Consider the following 17,368-nt stretch of genomic DNA (forward strand, 5'->3'; position numbering starts at 1 on the left):
AAAGAGGGTGTCAATGTGGCACCCTCTTTTGTTTTATGCAGTAGTTGAGAACATGTATTTCTTATAATGGTACCGTATCGAGAAAATCAAGCTTACCGCGAGCATATTGCCCATTAACGAGCTGCCGCCGTAGCTGATGAATGGCAAAGGGATACCCGTGATTGGCAGAAGGCCTATCGTCATGCCGATATTCTGGAATACGTGGAAAGTGATCATGCTGATGACGCCGACACAGATGTAAGTATAGAAATCGTTTTTTGTTTCCATGCCAATCTTGGTAATTTGATAGATGAGCAGGAAAAACAAGCTTACGATGATACTTGCTCCAACGAAGCCGAATTCCTCCCCGATGATGCTGAATATGAAGTCAGTATGGCTCTCAGGCAGATACACTTCCCTTGTGCCATAGCCCTTGCCCACTGTTTCACCTGAACCGATGGCCAGCAGCGACCTCGTCAGCTGAAACCCGGTCGTGCTCTGGTAATTATAAGGGTCAAGCCAGGAATAGATCCGGCCAAATTGATATTCCTTTACACCAAGATATTTTTCGAGAATTTCAGGCTTCCAGATCACAAAATAAAATATGATTGAAATGAGTGTCAGACCTGTCCCAAAAATAGGCACAAGCAGCTTCCAGGTGATACCCGAGATAAAAATCATCCCAAGCATGATGGCAATATAAACAAGCGATGTACCAAGGTCAGGCTGCTGCATGACGAGCAAGAGCGGCACCATCGTGACAATACCGATTTTAATCAAAAGCCAGAAGTCCGTTTGCATCGATTTCAGCCGATATTTCTGATGGTGGTCGACAATCACCCGAGCAAGTGCCAGGATGATGAACACCTTCACCAGCTCGGAAGGCTGAAGGGTACCCATTGCCGGCACTCTGTACCAGCTTTTCGCCCCATTGATGACAGGAGCGATGGATGACGGTGCAACGATCAGCCCTGCCAGAAGGACCAGACCAAAACCATACGCATACCAGCTCAATTTTTGCAGCTGATCGGAGTCAAGAGTGATGACCGCGGTAATAATGCCTGCACCTATTATGTACCAGATGATTTGCTTGATCAAAAAGTTTTCAGAGCCATACTGCCCCGTCGTCTGGGCACTGTAAATGGCAACGCAGCTTGACAAAAATAATAAGATCAATATCGTAACCAGCCCATAGTCGAGCCGGGAATTCGTTTTAGGATTCGAAGTCATTTTTATACCCCTTTTATATGAAGGCAGATTCCATCTGACATTTGAGTAAGCTTTTATTAAGGCATAGAATTGAGCCAAAAATGAAGAACTGTTCAATACTTCATTATATTTTTTTCGACAATAAATCACAACTTCTGACTATGAAATGGTTAATATTACATATCAAAATATCTTTATTCAGGCAATTCGGCGGAGGGAAATGGATGAGGTTTCCTTTTGATTTTTTGCAGTTTTATTTTTCTTATTCTTTTTTGATAAAGGAAATAGAATGACGGACAGTTTCTTTGATTATTCCGGGGGTTGTGTCCGTTATGGCCTTGATGATGGACATTTTTTCTATTTTTTCTGGGATTTTTGTCCGTCATTACCTTGATGATGGACATTTTTTCCGGGTTTTCCCGAATTTTTGTCCGTCATTACCTTGATGATGGACATTTTTTCCGGGTTTTCCCGAATTTTTGTCCGTCATTACCTTGATGATGGACATTTTTTCCGGGTTTTCCCGAATTTCTGTCCGTCATGTAGGCTGCTGTAAATTTTACGTGCATAGAGATGGGACATGTTTCATAGCTTTGTAAGGGACAAAGTCTTTGAAAAAGTGGGGATTCTGTATGCTATCAAAAATTGAAGCTTTCATCCTTGGGATTATCCAGGGGCTGACTGAGTTTTTGCCGATCAGCAGTACCGGGCACCTTTATCTTGGCAGAAATTTGTTCGGCCTTGAGGAGGCCGGCCTGCTGCTCGATACGATGCTTCATGTAGGTACGCTGTTGGCAGTGTTTGTGTTTTATAGATATGAGTTTATCAAGATTTTGAAAAATCCCTTTGGAAAGCTGACCTTCCTCCTTGTTGTCGGCACGCTGCCGGCTGTCGTGGTCGGATTGCTGTTTGAGGATTACTTTGATGAGATATCAAAAACCGGCGTGACGATTGGCTGGGAATTCCTGATTACCGGGACATTGATGTGGTTCGCCGACTCAATCAAAAATGGACGCAAAAAAATGGACGATATCAGCTATACAGATGCGCTGGTGATTGGCAGCTTCCAGGCAGCGGCGATTTTTCCGGCGATTTCCCGTTCCGGATTAACGATTGTCGCGGCTCTTTGGCGTAAGCTCGACCGCGAGACAGCAGCCTATTTCTCTTTCCTGCTTTCAACTCCCGCAATTCTGGGAGCGATTGTCCTGCAGGGAAAAGATCTTTTCAACGGCGGAAGTGAGACGATTTCAATCCAGGCATTGTTGATTGGAATCATTTCAGCAGCGATTTTCGGTTATATTGCGGTAAAATGGATGATTGGCTATTTGAAAAACCATTCTTTGAAACCTTTTGCGATTTATGTGTGGGTCATGGGGCTTGTTGTTCTGTATTTTCAGTATGCAGGGCAGTTCTAAAACTTTTTATAGCGGAAATTTTATAGCGAGTTTTTATTTTTTATAGCGATTTTCTCTGTTTTATAGCGAAAATCCCATTTTTATAGCGAACTGGAAATTCCCTTGGATTTTTTCCAGTCCAGTTCACAAAAATGCACACCAGCGTAAAAATGGTGTGCATTTTGCATTTTATCAGCAGCCGCCGTCTCCGCCCATCAGGACAAGACCTTCACGATACTCGTCATATTCAAGTGCCATACCTTGAGTATAGTCGACGATATTGGATTCGATTGCGACTTGGATTTCGTTGATTACTGTTACATGATCATCTTCTTCCGGCTCCTCCAGAGCCAGACCAATCTGCGGGCCTCCTCAGCCAAAGCCGCCGAAGTATACGCGAATACCTTCTGCGTTGCGCTCAGCGAGGATCTCTTTTAAAATGTCGCGCGCTTTATCTGAAATCTGCATTCTCCCTTTTCCTTTCTTCATCAAATCTGTCTAGTGCTTAGTTTACCATGGTATCAATAATAAATACACAATACTGCCCGGAGTATTTTGTGAAGGTTATATTTGGAAAAAACAAACTCCTCCGTCTTAAATTGTGAACAACATGTGATTAGAACACGACAAAACTAAACGAAACTTAACAAAACTAAACAAAAAGTATACCCATCTACTAAATATTCTATTATATTTAGTTTAGGTTGAAAAGGAGGGAAACCATTTGCAAATCTACACTCCAGATGAAATCGCTTCCATGCTGAAAATCTCCAAGCATACTGTCTATGAGATGATTAAGCGTGGGGATCTTGCAGCCTTTAAAGTAGGCAATAAAATGCGTATCGAAGAAAGTGAGTTTGAGAGATATAAAACCAGTATGTCAGCAAATCCAGCCAAAGCCCAGGAATCAAAGTCCCTTCATTCATTGCAGCTCGCAGGCAGCCATGATTTCCTTGTCGAACAGCTGGTAAAGTACATAGCGTCTGAAGGAACAGGACTTTCTGTCACTCCCTCCTACATCGGCAGTCTGGAAGGATTGATGATGCTTTACAGGGGCAGTGCCGACATCGCTGCGGTCCACTTGCTCGACCCGGCATCACAGCAATACAATCTTCCCTTCATCCGCCAGCTTTTTGTCCATGAGCCGATCACGGTGATGAGGCTTGCTTCCCGGGACCAGGGCTTGATTGTCGCAAAAGGAAATCCAAAGAACATCACCGGTGTCAAAGACCTGGCAAGGGTTGATGTCACAATCATCAATCGGCAAAAAGGAGCCGGAACCCGCTTCCTGCTAGATTCATTCCTGGCCAGTGAAAAACTTGAGCCAGCCGCAGTCAAGGGGTATGAAAATGAAGAATGGACGCACCTTGGCGCGGCGGCCCATATCAGCAGAGGAACTGCAGATGCTGCCTTCGGAATCAGATGCGCAGCAAGCCAGCTTGGACTAGATTTCATCCCGCTCACGAAGGAACAGTTTGATCTTGTATTCCGCTGGACTCCCGAAAACAAAGATGCTCTCAAACATTTGATTGACCTGATCCAGCTCACCAATTTCAAGGACAGCATCGCGGACCTTGATGGCTATGATGCTGAGGAGTTCGGAAAAATCATCTATGGAAACCATTTATCGGAGGCATAAAACAATGAAACTGAAAAAATTATTTTCTATCTTACTTGTTCTTATGTTAGCTCTTGTAACCGGATGTTCAGATTCTGATTCTACTGCCAATGACCCAGAAAAGACTCCAAAAGTAGAAACAACGGATTTAATTCTTGCTACTACAACCAGCACCCAGGACAGCGGGCTGCTTGATGTGTTACTGCCTGAATTCGAAAAAGAAAACAACTACAATGTAAAAACAATTGCGGTCGGTACTGGCCAGGCACTTGAAATGGGAACGCGCGGCGAAGCGGATGTTCTGCTTGTCCACGCTCCTGCAGCTGAAGAGGAATTAGTGAAAAGCGGCGATGCAATCAACCGCCAAAAGGTCATGTACAATGATTTCATCCTTGTCGGCCCTGCTGAAGACCCAGCGAAAATAAAAGGTTCACCTGTTCCTGAGGCATTGTCGAAGATCACCGAATCAAAAGCTTCCTTTGTATCCCGGAGTGATGATTCCGGAACACATAAAAAAGAACTAGAGCTTTGGAAGAAATCCTCTCTTGACCCAAAATCCTTAGGCGATGCCTATATTGAGACTGGCCAAGGCATGGGTGCAACACTTAATATTGCCTCTGAGAAGACTGGCTATACCCTTACAGATCGCGCGACATTCCTGGCGCAAAAGAAAAACATGCCTGATACGCTAATTCTGGTAGAAGGCGATGAGAGCCTGCTGAACATTTATCACGTTATGCAGGTCAACGATGACAAGCATGAAAAAGTAAATGCAGAAGGTGCGAAGGCATTCGTGGAATTCATGACTGCCGATGATACAAAGAACATCATCAAGGATTTCGGCGTGGATGAGTACGATGAGCCTCTCTTCTTCTTGTTCGAATAAGATCACTGGTAATGTATAATCGTATTATGCAGAAAATTTAGAAGGAAAGCCTGATTGCGCATGGAACTTTTAATAGAAGGATTAAAAAAAGCTATAGAGATGATTCTGTCGGGCGATCCGGAGATTCTTGAAATTACCTTGCTGACATTGAGGGTGTCAATTACTGCCGTACTTGTGAGCACATTGATCGGCATTCCAACAGGGATGTTCCTCGGTCTCGCCCGTTTTCCAGGAAGACGGTTCATCCTTGCCATCATCAATATTGGCATGGGCCTCCCTCCGGTCGTCGCCGGCCTGTGGATCACCCTTTTCCTGTGGCGATCAGGCCCGCTTGGCGATTGGTCCTGGCTTTATACGCCAACAGCGATCATTCTCGCGCAGATCCTGGTTTCATTGCCAATTGTCACCGCGCTGACAAGCACGGCCTTTCAGCAGATCAATCCGAAGTTGATCTTACAGGTGAAAGCACTTGGAGCGACGAAAATCCAGCTTTATTGGATCTTAATGAAAGAGGTAAAGCTGGCGATTCTTGCAGCCATCATCGCCGGGTTCGGCCGGGTCATTGCCGAAGTAGGAGCTGCGATGATGGTAGGCGGCAATATCAGCGGCGAGACGCGAATCCTTACGACCTCAATTGTCATGGAAGTTTCGAAAGGCAATTTTGATATTGCCCTGGCACTCTCATTCATCCTGATGACGCTGGCGTTCATCATTACATTCAGTTTGACTTATTTACAGCAAAGGAAGCGGAGCCTATGACCCCACTGATTACTGTGAAAAATTTAGAAGTGAGAGCCGGGAAGAAAACCCTGCTCTCCATCCGCCATTTTGAGCTTCAAGAGGGGGAAGTCCTTGGGGTCATGGGACCGAATGGCGCAGGAAAAAGCACGTTCATCAAAGCGTTATCGATGCTTGAAAAACCTGCCCATGGTTCGATTTTTTTAAAAGGCCGCGATATCACGGTTGACCTGACACTGGAGGCGCGGAGAAAATTCGCTGTCGCGATGCAGCAGCCTCTCCTTCTTGATACGACTGTTTTCCAGAACATCGCGGTAGGACTGAAACTGCGCAGCCTTCCCCGCCAGGAAGTGAAAAACAAAGTTGCATACTGGCTCGATAAATTCCACATCAGCCATCTTGCCAAAAAACAGGCTGCCCATCTGTCTGGCGGTGAGGCCCAGCGTGTCAATCTGGCACGAGCGATGGTGCTGGAGCCTGAGGTCCTGTTTTTGGATGAACCATTCTCAGCACTGGACTTCCCCACAAAAATCCAGTTATTGAAGGATATCAAGTCGATCATCCAGCAGACGAAAACAACGACCGTTTTTGTCAGCCATGACCTTATGGAGTTGAAATACCTGGCCGGAACGCTGGCGATCCTGATGGATGGCGAGTTGAAGCAGACCGGTCCGACAGAAGAAGTGCTGTCATCCCCCAACACATCGACTTCCACTTTTATAAATGATTGGAAAAGCCTTATCAATTAGATTGTTTCAAGCATGGCCGCGGAAAGCCATGCTGTTTTTTTGTTTTATGGAAATCAGAAAAGTCTATTATCCTTAGCTATAAAAATCCGGATATAGTATGATTCAATGCAAGCATAATTTTTACATAAAGGAGTGTATATAATGAAATATGCAATCATCACAGGTGCTTCAAGAGGGCTCGGAGCTTCTGCAGCACAGAAAATGGTGTCTGAGGGAATTCATGTGATTACCGTGTCCCGGAGTGAGAACAAATCATTAAAGCAGGCTGCAGAACAATCCGGGGCGGGATTTACCCATCACAGCTGCGACCTTAGCTCCGAGGACCAGGTCTTAAGTGTATTCGCCACAATTGCAGATGATGTTTTTAAAAAGGCGGAAGCAGTTTATGTGATTAATAACGCTGGAATCATCGAACCGATTGACGTTGCAGGAGAGCTCGATGCGTCTTTGGTGCAGAAAAATATCCAGGTCAATCTGACAGCACCAATTCTGATCAGTAATTTGTTTTTACAAAAAGCAAAGGAAGCCAACAGAAAGGTAGTGATCGCGAATGTGACATCCGGCGCTGCTGAGAGGCCAATCCAGGGGTGGAGCATTTATTGCAGCACGAAAGCCGCTGTCAATATGTTCACAATGACCGCAGGCCTTGAGCTCAAGAACAGCGAGAGCAGCAGCAAGGTCATTGCCTTCAGCCCAGGTCTGATGGATACCGATATGCAGATAACGATCCGCTCTTCTTCTAAAGAATCATTCGCCGATGTCGATACCTTCAGGAATTATAAAGAAAGCGGCAGTCTGCGCAGCCCGGATACTGTTGCCGAAGCACTTGTGAACCTTGTATTAGCCAATGACCTCGAAAACGGAAGAATTTATAAAGTGAATGATTTGCTTTAGTATTTAGCGCAAGTCCGCGTGGACAGTGGATATAGAAGCAGGAAGCCAAAAAGCGAAGGAGCACTGCTTCTTCGCTTTCTTCATTCACATATTCGTTTCCTTCGCCTGAAGTTGCTCTTCTCCATTAGATTCAATGAAAAAGGGAATATTCATTTCAAGCAAAAGGTCCAGCAGTTCCTGTTTTTTCTTAATATTGCTTAACCCGATATTGAAAGCGGGGAATCCTGTCCTGACATTCAATCTCGCCAGACGCTGTCCGCCTCTTGGCATCGAGTCAATGTACTTAGCTTCATCATTTAAGATGATGCCCAAAGTGGCATTATTATGTACCTCGTATGGCAGAATCCCTTCGATATCCTCCCATGGAATAAAACCAGGACCTGCTTTGCCTCGCAATGTCAGTCCTTTATCACTGATCGTCACATTCGCTTCTTTTCCAAAGAATGTTTTCCCTAAAAATAACAGGCTCCATCCCAGTATGATGTTCAGCGCACCAAATAGGAGCATCCCCATGCCATTCCCTTCCGGCTCGGACAGCATACTTATAAACCCGATGAAAGAACCAATGGTCATAAGGCAAATAACAGCAAAGAGAAATGCAATTCTTATCTTTGAAAAGTGAAAATCCCTCTCCATGTTTCCCCTCCTCCATAATATACACTTGGATAAATTACCCATTAAACACAAACGTAAACCAATTTATTCCATATATTAATCATTTATTCTGCTCTGTTTTTGGATACTTTTTTAGTATGATGGGGTAAGATTGATAATGGGAGTGGCGTAAATGGATCGGATTTCTTTTAAAATCGGGGCTGTTTTTTTCATAACGATACTGCTGGTCGAAGGTATCTTATTCTACTACCTTCATTCTTCTATCATCCATTCAAGGATTGACGAGGAGCTGGCTTCCCTGCAAACGCGCGGAAATAATCATCGTGATATCCTGGAAACTTCCTATAGCCTGGAAACCATCCACCATATTACGATCATGGAATCAAAGACGGATACCCATGTCATTATCACTGATCGAACAGGCGCAATTGTTTCTTCTTCAGTCCCGACCGATAACTCCATACAGGATATCATTAAAGAAACCCCTTCGGATGTACCGCGGACTGGCTTGATTTTAGAGGATGACTGGCAGGACAGGCAATATATAGCGTCAGTCAGTCCCCTGGAGAACAATGGTGCTGTTTATATGTTCAAGAACACCCAGCGCGTCCAGAGCCTGATTGCCAAGCTGAATAAACACTTCTGGCTTGCCGGTATCCTTCTGCTGACCTCAATGGCTGTGATTACCCTTTTTCTTTCAAGGTTCATCACCAAGCCAGTCATTAGGATGAATGAAGCGACTTCTAAAATTCGCCAGGGCGACTATTCCGTTACACTGCCCCGCCGTGGAAACGATGAATTGGGAGAGCTTTCAGAGTCGATTCAGGTACTGGCTGATGACCTGAGCCACATGAAAAGGCAGCGCAATGAGTTCCTCGCGAGCATTTCCCATGAATTGCGGACCCCTCTCACCTATATAAAAGGCTATGCGGACATAGCGGGCAAAGCAGGGACAGCAACAGAGGACAGAAGTCATTACCTGCAAATTATCCATGAAGAAGCAACGAAGCTTTCTGGTCTGATCAAAGGGTTATTTGACCTCGCCAAAATGGACGAAAACACTTTTACCATCCAAAAAGAACGTGTTGAGCTTTGTGAATTCATGCGTGGAATACACACAAGGCTGGCACCATCTTTTAACGAAAAAAATATCGCGCTTAATTTTGACTGTCCTGGGGAAGTCTATATCGAGGCCGACCCTACCCGCTTTGAACAAATCATCATTAATCTGCTTGATAATGCAAGAAAGTATTCTGATGAAGGTACTGCGACTTCAGTGCAGGTTCTTAAAAAGAATGGCGCAGTTCATATCATCGTGAAGGATGAGGGAAAAGGAATTCCTAATGAAGACCTGGCCTGGGTTTTTGACCGGTTTTACCGTGTCGACAAATCACGGTCAAGTGCTTTAGGAGGTTCAGGGCTAGGGCTTGCAATCGTAAAAGAGCTCGTGGAAGCGCATGGCGGAAAAATCATTCTCAGCAGCGAGCTTGGCAAAGGCACAACTTTCGAAATCATTATCTGATTGGTTTTAAAATCCTGAAACATGGAATACATAACTAGAGGGGTGATGTCATTGAAACAAGTTAATTCGTTGGTGGAAATTGTTGAAGCTGTAAAGAAAGACAGCAATGGCAATAGAGTTTTGCTCAATCAGCACGAAACCTCACGCTCCGCCGTCACTTTGGGTGACGAAGACACAGAATCCGGCACGAGGCTCCATGTGAAAGCAGTCCTTGACAACACGCTCTACTACTCAGAAGTATTTACCGATGACACACTGTATGAGGAAGCAAACGAACTGATACAGGAACTGAAAAGTCTCGCACAGGTTGAGTTGGTGGACGAGGAAGAGATTGACCGCATAATTGAAAAGTGAGTGATCATGGGCAGCTGTTTGCAGGCTGCCTTTTTATTATGCCTAATCTCGGTTAAAAAGTTTTTACATATTGCCCCCCTTTTACCGGGAAAACTAAAGTTGTACTCACTATAAGGAGGGCTTGTAATGACTAAAAAGTTCAATAAGGGCAGCAGAAACCAAAATTCTCCCAAGCTTGGGAACCAGATGGCCGAGTTTTCCGGCGAATTGGCAAGCGGTGACAACAGCAAGGGAAACAAACACAATAAAGATCAGAGCGACAAGACTGATCGTCACCATTAGTGTGACCATGGAAAAAGCCGGCAAACAAATGCCGGCTTTTAGTCCATATCTGTCAGGATGGCTGTCTGGTTATTCAGGTTAGCAGGATCGACTCCGTTGCTTTCATTTTCATCGTAAAAGGCCTCCTGAAGCTTCATGTTCGCTTCCGCCGTTTCCACTTGTTCTTGTTCAGAAACCGGATTTACAGGCTTTGCTTTTGGATCAATATTTACATATTTGTCCTTTTCCATGGTGTATCCCTCCTGATGTTAGTATCAGCCTTGGACTTTACTTTTACCCGGATAATGGCTGATGCGAACTTGAAAAATCAGGAATTATCTGCGGACAGAGGCTGCCATCCGGACATAAGTATGCCGTTTGCCGCGTACGACAATGGAATAGGCCATGATGTTCTCAGGTAAAGCGATGCCCGCTGCCCCGGCGTCCCCGATATGGTAGAGATCGGCTCCGGCCATCTTGCTGTTCAGGGCGATTTGTTTGATTGTTTGCTCATCCGCCCCCTCCTGGCTTGTACCTGTCGTCAGGATTGCGAGAGCTCCTTTTTGGTGGACAAGCTCCACTAGCTTAGCCGTCTTTTCAACCGTAAAACCTGGTACTGTACCTGGCGAAGGAATCAGGATTATGTCAGCACCTGCTTCGACAAACCTGTGCAAGGTTTCTTCCGTCATCATTGTGCTTCCCGTCTCACCAGCCACCCCTGCACCATGCATCTTTCCCGCAATGATCAAACCATCTGGGCCGAAAGCTGCCCTGGCTTTCTCAATCGCCTTCGTGATTTCGGCATTCGTCACACCTGTTTTGGGATTGCCTGTCAGGCAGACGAAATCAAAGCCAAGCTCCTTTGCTCTTTTGAGAGAAGCATCGGTAGCAATCCTTCCTTCAGGCAGCTGCTGAAGCGCCTCAAGTGTGTCCGCCTCGAGGTCAACCGGTTCAAGGTTCAAGCCAACAGGACGGCCAACCAGCTTCTTTAATTGCGCGACCACTTCCGACGGTTCTGCTTCTGGCAGGCTTTCCATCGAAGGGTTCATCACATCGAAGAAATTTAGCAGGATCAGATCAGCTCCGAATGCCGCCGCCAGTTCCGCATTCGTCACGGCAGGGTAAAGCGGCGAGAATGCCCCGATTACCTCAGCTAAAATCGTCCGTCCCTCTGAAGCAATGATTGCCTTTTTCAAATCCTGTCCAGTTATTTGTTCAAAATCTGATGCCGTGCAGTCCAGCAGACGTTTCACGATCATATCCCTCCATTTTATGTATAGGTTCTAGTTCACCAATTTCTCTATTTAGATAGCTTGTAAAAAAAGACCTGGCGGTGAAGTACCGCCAAGTCTCTCTATATTATTTCCGCTTCATCTCATTGGCCAAAAACTCTACATCGGTTCCAACAATGACTTGAAGGTCTGTTTTATTCAGTTTCAAAACGCCTTTGGCGCCCAGGCGCTTGAGCTCTGCTTCATTTACTTTTGTCATATCGTCGACTTTTAAACGCAAACGGGTTACACAATTATCCAGATCCTTGATATTGCCTTTGCCGCCTAATGCTGCAAGATAATGGTCTGCAAGCTCTGCGTAATTGCCTTTTGAAGCACCGCTGTCTGTGAACTCTCCTTCAACCTCGTCTTCTCGTCCTGGAGTCTTGAGGTCAAGCTTGATGATCAGGAAGTAGAAAATCACGAAATACAGAACTGCATAAACGAGGCCGACACCAAGCAGCAGCAATGGCTTTTGCGCGATTCCGTAGTTCAGCACATAGTCGATCGCACCGGCTGAGAATCCGAATCCATGGTGGATATCCAGCATGTAGGTGATGGACATGGACAAACCAGTTAATACAGCGTGAATTCCATAAAGGACAGGAGACAGGAACATGAACAAGAATTCAATAGGCTCCGTAATTCCTGTCAGGAAGGATGTGAAGGCCAATCCGATTAGCGCTCCGGCAGTAGCCTTTTTGCGCTCCTTTTTCGCCGCGGCAATCATCGCGAATGCTGCAGCTGGAAGTCCGAACATCATAACTGGGAAGAACCCGTTCATGAAGATACCAGCATCAGGGTCACCTGCGAAGAAACGGTTCAGGTCACCTTTTACAATTTCCCCTGCCGCATTCGTGAATTCACCAAACTCAAACCAGACAAGTGTGTTCAGAACATGGTGAAGACCCATTGGAATCAACAAACGGTTCAAGAAACCGAATACGCCTACTCCAACTGCACCCGCGCCAACAATCCATTCACCGACATTGTTGATGCCTTCCTGAATTGGTGGCCAAACATAGCCAAAAATACCGGCTAAAACGATCATCAGTAATGAAGTGATGATTGGAACGAAACGTTTACCGCCGAAGAAGCCGAGCCAGTCCGGCAGTTTAATATCGTGAAAACGGTTGTATAGCAAGCCGGCAATGACCCCGGATAAAATCCCGCCAAGCACAGCCATATTGATTTCTTCATTGACAGCACCTGCACCCTTTGTCAAAACAAAGTAGCCAATCGCACCAGCGAGACCGGCTGCACCGTGCCCATCCTTCGAAATACCAACTGCCACACCAATCGCGAATAATAATGCAAGGTTGGCAAAAATCGCGTCACCTGCCGCAGAAATAAAAGCAATATCCAATAAGTCCGGCTGCCCAAGACGCAGCAATAATGCAGCTGCAGGTAAAACAGCGATGGGAAGCATCAACGCCTTCCCGATCCTTTGTAAGAATCCTAGCATCTTCAACACCTCTTCCGTCAAAATTGTAAGTGCTTACATTTATACGTAGCCTTGTAGAAATTTGTAAACACATCCCCAGTTTAACACTTCGACTCCCTAAAGAATACCCCAAAAAAAGACTATTTTTAATGATGCCTTCCGGAATGATGAGTTCTCCTTTCTTCAGTTCGTCACCCTTGAAACTGGACAGGGCTGATACTAATAGCTTATTCGCTTATTTTTATAAAATTCCACGGTGCACCAGAGAGCTATTCACAAACAAAAAACCCGCATTTCTTCAAGTTCATCCCAATCTCACAAGGCATTTGCCTTTGTATTTCGTGAGCAGCGATCCAGCCGTGAATACCGGACTATTCCCATAACGGCTCCGGCAATCTCCACTACCTCGCCATTGTTCATAACAGGCATGAGCGAGATCGCATACGTATTTCCGCCGATTTCGATTTCAAAGACAATCTTCTCATTATTTTTCCAGACACAGTCATAGTATCGTTCAATTCTTCCCGCTTTTTCGGGCAGGAATTCACCAAGGGTCTTGTCATTGATATCATTCGGGCTGAAGCCTAGGTCATCCAGCAGCCCGCCGCCGACAATGTGGTGGATGAAATCATTTCCCTGCTTTGACAGTTTAAAAATGATCCCATAGTGTCTATGGATCATTTCCTCGGTTTCCCTCCATAACTTTTCGGGAGGGTCCTTCAGAAAGCTGTCGTCCGCAATCGCCGAAAAGTAAAAACCTCTCATGATGAAAAAGTAGCCAATCGCCTTGTATAAATGTCCAGTAAAATTATCGATATCATAAACGCTCTGGTAGATGGTGAACACGAGCTCAGATAAGAAAAGAAACGTGAATGCAAGCGCTACGTACAGATGCTGGCCGTTCTTGCCTTCGTTATAAAAGTAAAGCGATATGACAATAGAAATGAAATGAAGGAAACTTACACCGTATTCTATGAGGTTTTTCAAGATGGTTGTCCCTTTGCCTTCAATGACGAGCAGCGGAAGGCTTTGTTCATACTTGAAAATCGCGAACATGAGGACACCTATAACCCCTGTACAAATTGCCAGGCAGATACGCCTTGGATCCAGTTGCAGCTTACGTTCGGGCAACATGAGAACAAGCACCATCATCAATGCTTCAATGCTTCGTGCCGATACCCAGAACCAAGTCGCCTTCGCAATCGAGCTTTCGGTTATGAAAAAGGGCATCCCTTTGAATGTGAGTGTGTGCAATAAGTCGAGCATTCCGACTATGAAAAATAAAAAGCTCAGCATCAGGATTTTCCGGGATTTCGAAAGACCGAAAACTTTCCAGCCGTATGAAAAGATCGAAAAGGAAACAGCAATACTGAAAAATTCCAAAATCGTATGGATGGCAAGATAATTTTCTGGATTCAAATAGGACGAAAGGTCGGCATGATAGAGATGGATCAGCATCAAAAGCATGACCGCAGCTACAATATAAACGAGAAACCTTCCCTCCGACATGCTCTTCTCCATTTTGCTCACCTGCTTAGGGAGGATATAATTACCTTTATTATAAGCACCATCCGCGCCCCCTGCTTAGCGTACATATAGCCGTTTTGTGAATATTGACAATTCCGGTCAAATACATATAAGGGTTTTGCTATTTTTCTTTTATTCGGTAAAGTGGTAGTTGAATAGATTTGAAGGACGTGTAAATCATGAAAATGAAAGAACTTTTGCCCCGTTTTAGCTTGCCAGTCTTCAAAGGCATAGCCTTAACCCTGGCTCTGGCATTGGCAGCCCGCTTGATCGCTGGCCTTCCATTCTTTGCGATCCTGGGCCAGCTTGTCATTGCCATCATGCTCGGAATGGTCTGGCGGGCGTCTGTCGGAGTGAACAGCGGCCTGTTGGAAGGTGCCTCATATTCCAGCAAAAAGCTGCTTCGCCTCGGAATCATTTTGCTTGGATTCAGGCTGAATCTCTATGATATTTACAATGCCGGAACGACGGTATTTTTCATCGCATTCGCGAACCTTACCTTCGCTTTAATCGCTGTTTATGGATTAAGCCGGCTCTTTAAGGTCGAAAAAAGGCTTGGCATCCTGACTGCCTGCGGGACTGCGATTTGCGGAGCGGCGGCTGTCGTTGCGATCGCTCCAGTCATCAAGGCAAATGAAAAAGAAACGGCTGTCGGTGCAGCCAATGTTGCTGTGCTCGGAACGATTTTTACCATTCTTTATACCTTGATCTTCTCCTATCTCGACTTGAATGCGCTCGATTATGGTGTTTTTGCGGGAGGCACCTTGCACGAAATCGCCCATGTCGTTGCCGCTGCTGACCCTGCCGGCCAGGCAGCACTCGACCTCGCCATTATCGTAAAATTGACCAGGGTTGCGCTGCTTGTTCCAGTTGCTATATTGATAGGATTCCTTCTGCAGCGAAAAGAAAGCGGTGAAGCTGGTAAAAAAATGACGCTGGCTAACCTCCCGATCCCCTGGTTTATCCTTGGATTCCTTGCGGTGAGTGCGTTCAATACCACAGGAGTGGTCAGTGATGGCGCCGCGTCTGCTATCGTCAGCCTCGCCTATTTGCTCATCGGCATGGCCATGGCTGGACTCGGTTTGAATGTTGACTTTAAATCTTTCCGGCAGATGGGTGGAAAGGCATTGTCAGCAGGACTTGCTGGGTCAGTGCTGCTATCGTTGTTTGGGTATTTACTGGTCGTCTTTTTACTATAAAGGAGCATGAATATTATGCAAAAATCATTGTGGCTAATAGCCGTGCTGGGTTCACTTATCCTATTTGTTTTCCTTAAGTCAATTTGGAGCAGCCTGAGTTATTCAGTCCTGCTAGCCTTATTGTCGGGCAGTTTCCTGATCAATTTCTTGATTTCATTTAAAAATACGAAAAAGCAGCCAAAACCCTGATGTGGTTGGCTGCTTTTCCATTATGCAGAGCATTTCAAACGATAACGAGAAATTATCTTTCAGTACGAACAGAACTCTTTAAATACGTTAGCAAAAAGAAAAAAGCGGGGTAAATCCTCCGCTTAATCCTATTAATCTATAAATATCTTCCCGGGATTGAGGATTCCGTTCGGATCGAGGGTTTTCTTGATCGACTTCATGACATCATAGGCAGCGCCATGCTCTAATCGCTGATATTTTGCTTTCCCCAGGCCGACACCATGTTCTCCCGTACAGGTGCCTCCCCGCTTCAGTGCATAGTGGACGATTTCCTGATTGATCCGTTCGCCTTCTTTTACTTCAACAGGGTTTTCCTTGTCCATTAGCAGCAGAACGTGATAGTTGCCGTCACCGACATGGCCGACGATCGAACCTTCAATCGCAGAAGCATCGATCAATTCACGGGTATGGAGAATCGCCCCGGTCAATTCAGAAACCGGAACACTGACATCCGTCAGCATGATGCTTTTCTTGCCGGCTGTATGTTTGTAGGCGTAAAGCAGATTGTGCCTTGCTTCCCAAAGCTGGTTGCGCGCTTTGGAATCTGCCTCGAATTGGAAGTTCGAGCATCCGTGGTCCTGCAAAATTTCAGTGGCAAACTCAACATCCTGTGCCAGTCCTGCCTCGTTTCCGTGGAATTCCATGAACAGCGTCGTGCTTTCTTCATAATCTGTTTCCATGAACTCATTCACTTTTTTTACCGACTCTGCATCGACAAACTCAATCCGTGCCACAGGTATACCACCTGCTAAAATGCCAACCACGGCATCGACTGCATTTTTTACAGAAGGAAATACTGCCCGCCCCGCAGTAATCGCCTCTGGGATGCCATATACTTTCAGCGTAAGTTCAGTGATGACTCCAAGCGTTCCTTCCGAGCCGACAAACATGCCGTTTAAATGTATTCCTGAAGATGATTTGGCTGCAAGGCTCCCTGTATGGATGATGTCACCGTTCGCAAGCACAACCTCAAGGTCCCGAACCTGGTCACGCATGATACCGTAACGGACAGAGGTCGTGCCGCTCGCATTCGTTGCCGCCATCCCGCCAAGCGTCGCATCAGCTCCGGGGTCCACGGTAAAAAACAAGCCATACTTTTTCAATTCTTTATTCAGGACCGACCTCGTGACCCCAGGCTGGACTTTGACGAGAAAGTCACTTTCCTTCACATCGACGATGGCGTTCATCTGTGAAAGGTCAAGAGAAATTCCGCCATTCACCGGGATGACATGTCCTTCTAGGCTCGTTCCCAATCCGAAAGCCACGACAGGAATCTTCCGCTCGTTCGCGAATTTGAGCACCTTGCTGACATCCTCTTTATCCTGCGGGAAAACAACGACATCCGGCAGGCGCGGTTCGTGATATGATTCATCCCGGCCATGAAGCTCCAAAACCGTTTCATTCACCGTTACAAGGTCCTCACCTATGACTTTCTTCAACTCATCTATGTAGCCTGCCATTTCAATCTCCCCTTTTAAAA

17 protein-coding genes are annotated in these 17,368 nt (G+C 45.7%); 10 read left to right on the forward strand and 7 right to left on the reverse strand.

Annotated features, from left to right (window positions below):
- Nucleotides 1–33 precede the first annotated feature (33 nt).
- Complete coding sequence (locus J7I80_RS14245; protein ID WP_214739000.1) at nucleotides 34–1,209, reverse strand: FtsW/RodA/SpoVE family cell cycle protein; 1,176 nt, start codon at nucleotides 1,207–1,209, stop codon at nucleotides 34–36.
- A gap of 611 nt (nucleotides 1,210–1,820) precedes the next feature.
- Here J7I80_RS14245 and J7I80_RS14250 point away from each other — a divergent pair.
- From J7I80_RS14250 to J7I80_RS14275, 6 genes are all read left to right on the forward strand, one after another.
- Entirely contained in the window at nucleotides 1,821–2,603 is a 783-nt protein-coding gene (locus tag J7I80_RS14250; RefSeq protein WP_214739001.1) for an undecaprenyl-diphosphate phosphatase, read from the forward strand.
- A 703-nt stretch (nucleotides 2,604–3,306) separates the two neighbouring features.
- Entirely contained in the window at nucleotides 3,307–4,221 is a 915-nt protein-coding gene (locus tag J7I80_RS14255; RefSeq protein WP_251027775.1) for a substrate-binding domain-containing protein, read from the forward strand.
- 4 nt (nucleotides 4,222–4,225) lie between these two features.
- The gene (locus tag J7I80_RS14260; protein ID WP_214739002.1) at nucleotides 4,226–5,086 is read left to right on the forward strand and encodes an ABC transporter substrate-binding protein; all 861 of its coding nucleotides are present in this window, start codon (nucleotides 4,226–4,228) and stop codon (nucleotides 5,084–5,086) included.
- A 60-nt stretch (nucleotides 5,087–5,146) separates the two neighbouring features.
- The gene (locus J7I80_RS14265; RefSeq protein ID WP_214739223.1) at nucleotides 5,147–5,845 is read left to right on the forward strand and encodes an ABC transporter permease; all 699 of its coding nucleotides are present in this window, start codon (nucleotides 5,147–5,149) and stop codon (nucleotides 5,843–5,845) included.
- Nucleotides 5,842–6,573 carry an ABC transporter ATP-binding protein gene (locus tag J7I80_RS14270; protein ID WP_214739003.1) on the forward strand — a complete coding sequence of 244 codons (732 nt, stop codon included), beginning with the start codon at nucleotides 5,842–5,844 and terminating at the stop codon, nucleotides 6,571–6,573. The genes J7I80_RS14265 and J7I80_RS14270 overlap by 4 nt, the downstream gene beginning before the upstream one ends.
- Nucleotides 6,574–6,714: 141 nt before the next feature.
- A complete protein-coding gene (locus J7I80_RS14275; protein ID WP_214739004.1) occupies nucleotides 6,715–7,467 on the forward strand; it encodes a (S)-benzoin forming benzil reductase in 753 nt (250 codons plus the stop codon).
- Between the two features lie 84 nt (nucleotides 7,468–7,551).
- Here J7I80_RS14275 and J7I80_RS14280 read toward each other — a convergent pair whose 3' ends face one another.
- On the reverse strand, nucleotides 7,552–8,103 hold the full coding sequence (locus J7I80_RS14280) for a PH domain-containing protein (RefSeq protein WP_214739005.1): 552 nt from the start codon (nucleotides 8,101–8,103) through the stop codon (nucleotides 7,552–7,554).
- A gap of 151 nt (nucleotides 8,104–8,254) precedes the next feature.
- Here J7I80_RS14280 and J7I80_RS14285 point away from each other — a divergent pair, with 151 nt between their 5' ends.
- The 3 genes from J7I80_RS14285 to J7I80_RS14295 all read left to right on the forward strand — a co-directional run bounded on the left by J7I80_RS14285 (nucleotide 8,255) and on the right by J7I80_RS14295 (nucleotide 10,240).
- Nucleotides 8,255–9,604: a sensor histidine kinase gene (locus J7I80_RS14285; RefSeq protein WP_214739006.1), complete on the forward strand. Its 1,350-nt coding sequence runs from the start codon at nucleotides 8,255–8,257 to the stop codon at nucleotides 9,602–9,604.
- A 51-nt stretch (nucleotides 9,605–9,655) separates the two neighbouring features.
- Nucleotides 9,656–9,958, forward strand: coding sequence for a hypothetical protein (locus tag J7I80_RS14290; protein ID WP_214739007.1), 303 nt, complete (start codon nucleotides 9,656–9,658; stop codon nucleotides 9,956–9,958).
- 126 nt (nucleotides 9,959–10,084) lie between these two features.
- Entirely contained in the window at nucleotides 10,085–10,240 is a 156-nt protein-coding gene (locus J7I80_RS14295) for a hypothetical protein (RefSeq protein WP_214739008.1), read from the forward strand.
- A 38-nt stretch (nucleotides 10,241–10,278) separates the two neighbouring features.
- Here the strand turns inward: J7I80_RS14295 and J7I80_RS14300 are convergent, their stop codons facing one another.
- The 4 genes from J7I80_RS14300 to J7I80_RS14315 form a co-directional block, all read right to left on the reverse strand.
- On the reverse strand, nucleotides 10,279–10,470 hold the full coding sequence (locus J7I80_RS14300) for a hypothetical protein (RefSeq protein ID WP_214739009.1): 192 nt from the start codon (nucleotides 10,468–10,470) through the stop codon (nucleotides 10,279–10,281).
- An 84-nt stretch (nucleotides 10,471–10,554) separates the two neighbouring features.
- Nucleotides 10,555–11,472, reverse strand: coding sequence for a DUF7916 family protein (locus tag J7I80_RS14305; RefSeq protein ID WP_214739010.1), 918 nt, complete (start codon nucleotides 11,470–11,472; stop codon nucleotides 10,555–10,557).
- A gap of 106 nt (nucleotides 11,473–11,578) precedes the next feature.
- A complete protein-coding gene (gene nagE / locus J7I80_RS14310; RefSeq protein ID WP_214739011.1) occupies nucleotides 11,579–12,955 on the reverse strand; it encodes an N-acetylglucosamine-specific PTS transporter subunit IIBC in 1,377 nt (458 codons plus the stop codon).
- A gap of 294 nt (nucleotides 12,956–13,249) precedes the next feature.
- Entirely contained in the window at nucleotides 13,250–14,455 is a 1,206-nt protein-coding gene (locus tag J7I80_RS14315; RefSeq protein WP_214739012.1) for a membrane-associated sensor domain-containing protein, read from the reverse strand.
- A gap of 185 nt (nucleotides 14,456–14,640) precedes the next feature.
- Here J7I80_RS14315 and J7I80_RS14320 point away from each other — a divergent pair, with 185 nt between their 5' ends.
- Nucleotides 14,641–15,660 carry a YeiH family protein gene (locus J7I80_RS14320; RefSeq protein WP_214739013.1) on the forward strand — a complete coding sequence of 340 codons (1,020 nt, stop codon included), beginning with the start codon at nucleotides 14,641–14,643 and terminating at the stop codon, nucleotides 15,658–15,660.
- A 320-nt stretch (nucleotides 15,661–15,980) separates the two neighbouring features.
- Here J7I80_RS14320 and J7I80_RS14325 read toward each other — a convergent pair whose 3' ends face one another.
- The gene (locus J7I80_RS14325; protein ID WP_214739014.1) at nucleotides 15,981–17,348 is read right to left on the reverse strand and encodes an FAD-binding oxidoreductase; all 1,368 of its coding nucleotides are present in this window, start codon (nucleotides 17,346–17,348) and stop codon (nucleotides 15,981–15,983) included.
- Nucleotides 17,349–17,368: the final 20 nt, after the last annotated feature.

Origin of the sequence: Bacillus sp. ISL-41 (assembly GCF_018613235.1) — a bacterium.
Lineage (GTDB): Bacteria > Bacillota > Bacilli > Bacillales > Cytobacillaceae > Mesobacillus.

Bases quoted from the DNA above. Each gene is read 5' to 3' on its own strand.
- J7I80_RS14265 (WP_214739223.1), top strand. From the start codon at position 5,147: ATGGAACTTTTAATAGAAGGATTAAAAAAAGCTATAGAGATGATTCTG.
- nagE (WP_214739011.1), bottom strand. From the start codon at position 12,955: ATGCTAGGATTCTTACAAAGGATCGGGAAGGCGTTGATGCTTCCCATC.
- J7I80_RS14270 (WP_214739003.1), top strand. From the start codon at position 5,842: ATGACCCCACTGATTACTGTGAAAAATTTAGAAGTGAGAGCCGGGAAG.
- J7I80_RS14260 (WP_214739002.1), top strand. From the start codon at position 4,226: ATGAAACTGAAAAAATTATTTTCTATCTTACTTGTTCTTATGTTAGCT.
- J7I80_RS14285 (WP_214739006.1), top strand. From the start codon at position 8,255: ATGGATCGGATTTCTTTTAAAATCGGGGCTGTTTTTTTCATAACGATA.
- J7I80_RS14275 (WP_214739004.1), top strand. From the start codon at position 6,715: ATGAAATATGCAATCATCACAGGTGCTTCAAGAGGGCTCGGAGCTTCT.
- J7I80_RS14320 (WP_214739013.1), top strand. From the start codon at position 14,641: ATGAAAATGAAAGAACTTTTGCCCCGTTTTAGCTTGCCAGTCTTCAAA.
- J7I80_RS14280 (WP_214739005.1), bottom strand. From the start codon at position 8,103: ATGGAGAGGGATTTTCACTTTTCAAAGATAAGAATTGCATTTCTCTTT.
- J7I80_RS14325 (WP_214739014.1), bottom strand. From the start codon at position 17,348: ATGGCAGGCTACATAGATGAGTTGAAGAAAGTCATAGGTGAGGACCTT.
- J7I80_RS14250 (WP_214739001.1), top strand. From the start codon at position 1,821: ATGCTATCAAAAATTGAAGCTTTCATCCTTGGGATTATCCAGGGGCTG.
- J7I80_RS14245 (WP_214739000.1), bottom strand. From the start codon at position 1,209: ATGACTTCGAATCCTAAAACGAATTCCCGGCTCGACTATGGGCTGGTT.
- J7I80_RS14300 (WP_214739009.1), bottom strand. From the start codon at position 10,470: ATGGAAAAGGACAAATATGTAAATATTGATCCAAAAGCAAAGCCTGTA.
- J7I80_RS14295 (WP_214739008.1), top strand. From the start codon at position 10,085: ATGACTAAAAAGTTCAATAAGGGCAGCAGAAACCAAAATTCTCCCAAG.
- J7I80_RS14315 (WP_214739012.1), bottom strand. From the start codon at position 14,455: ATGGAGAAGAGCATGTCGGAGGGAAGGTTTCTCGTTTATATTGTAGCT.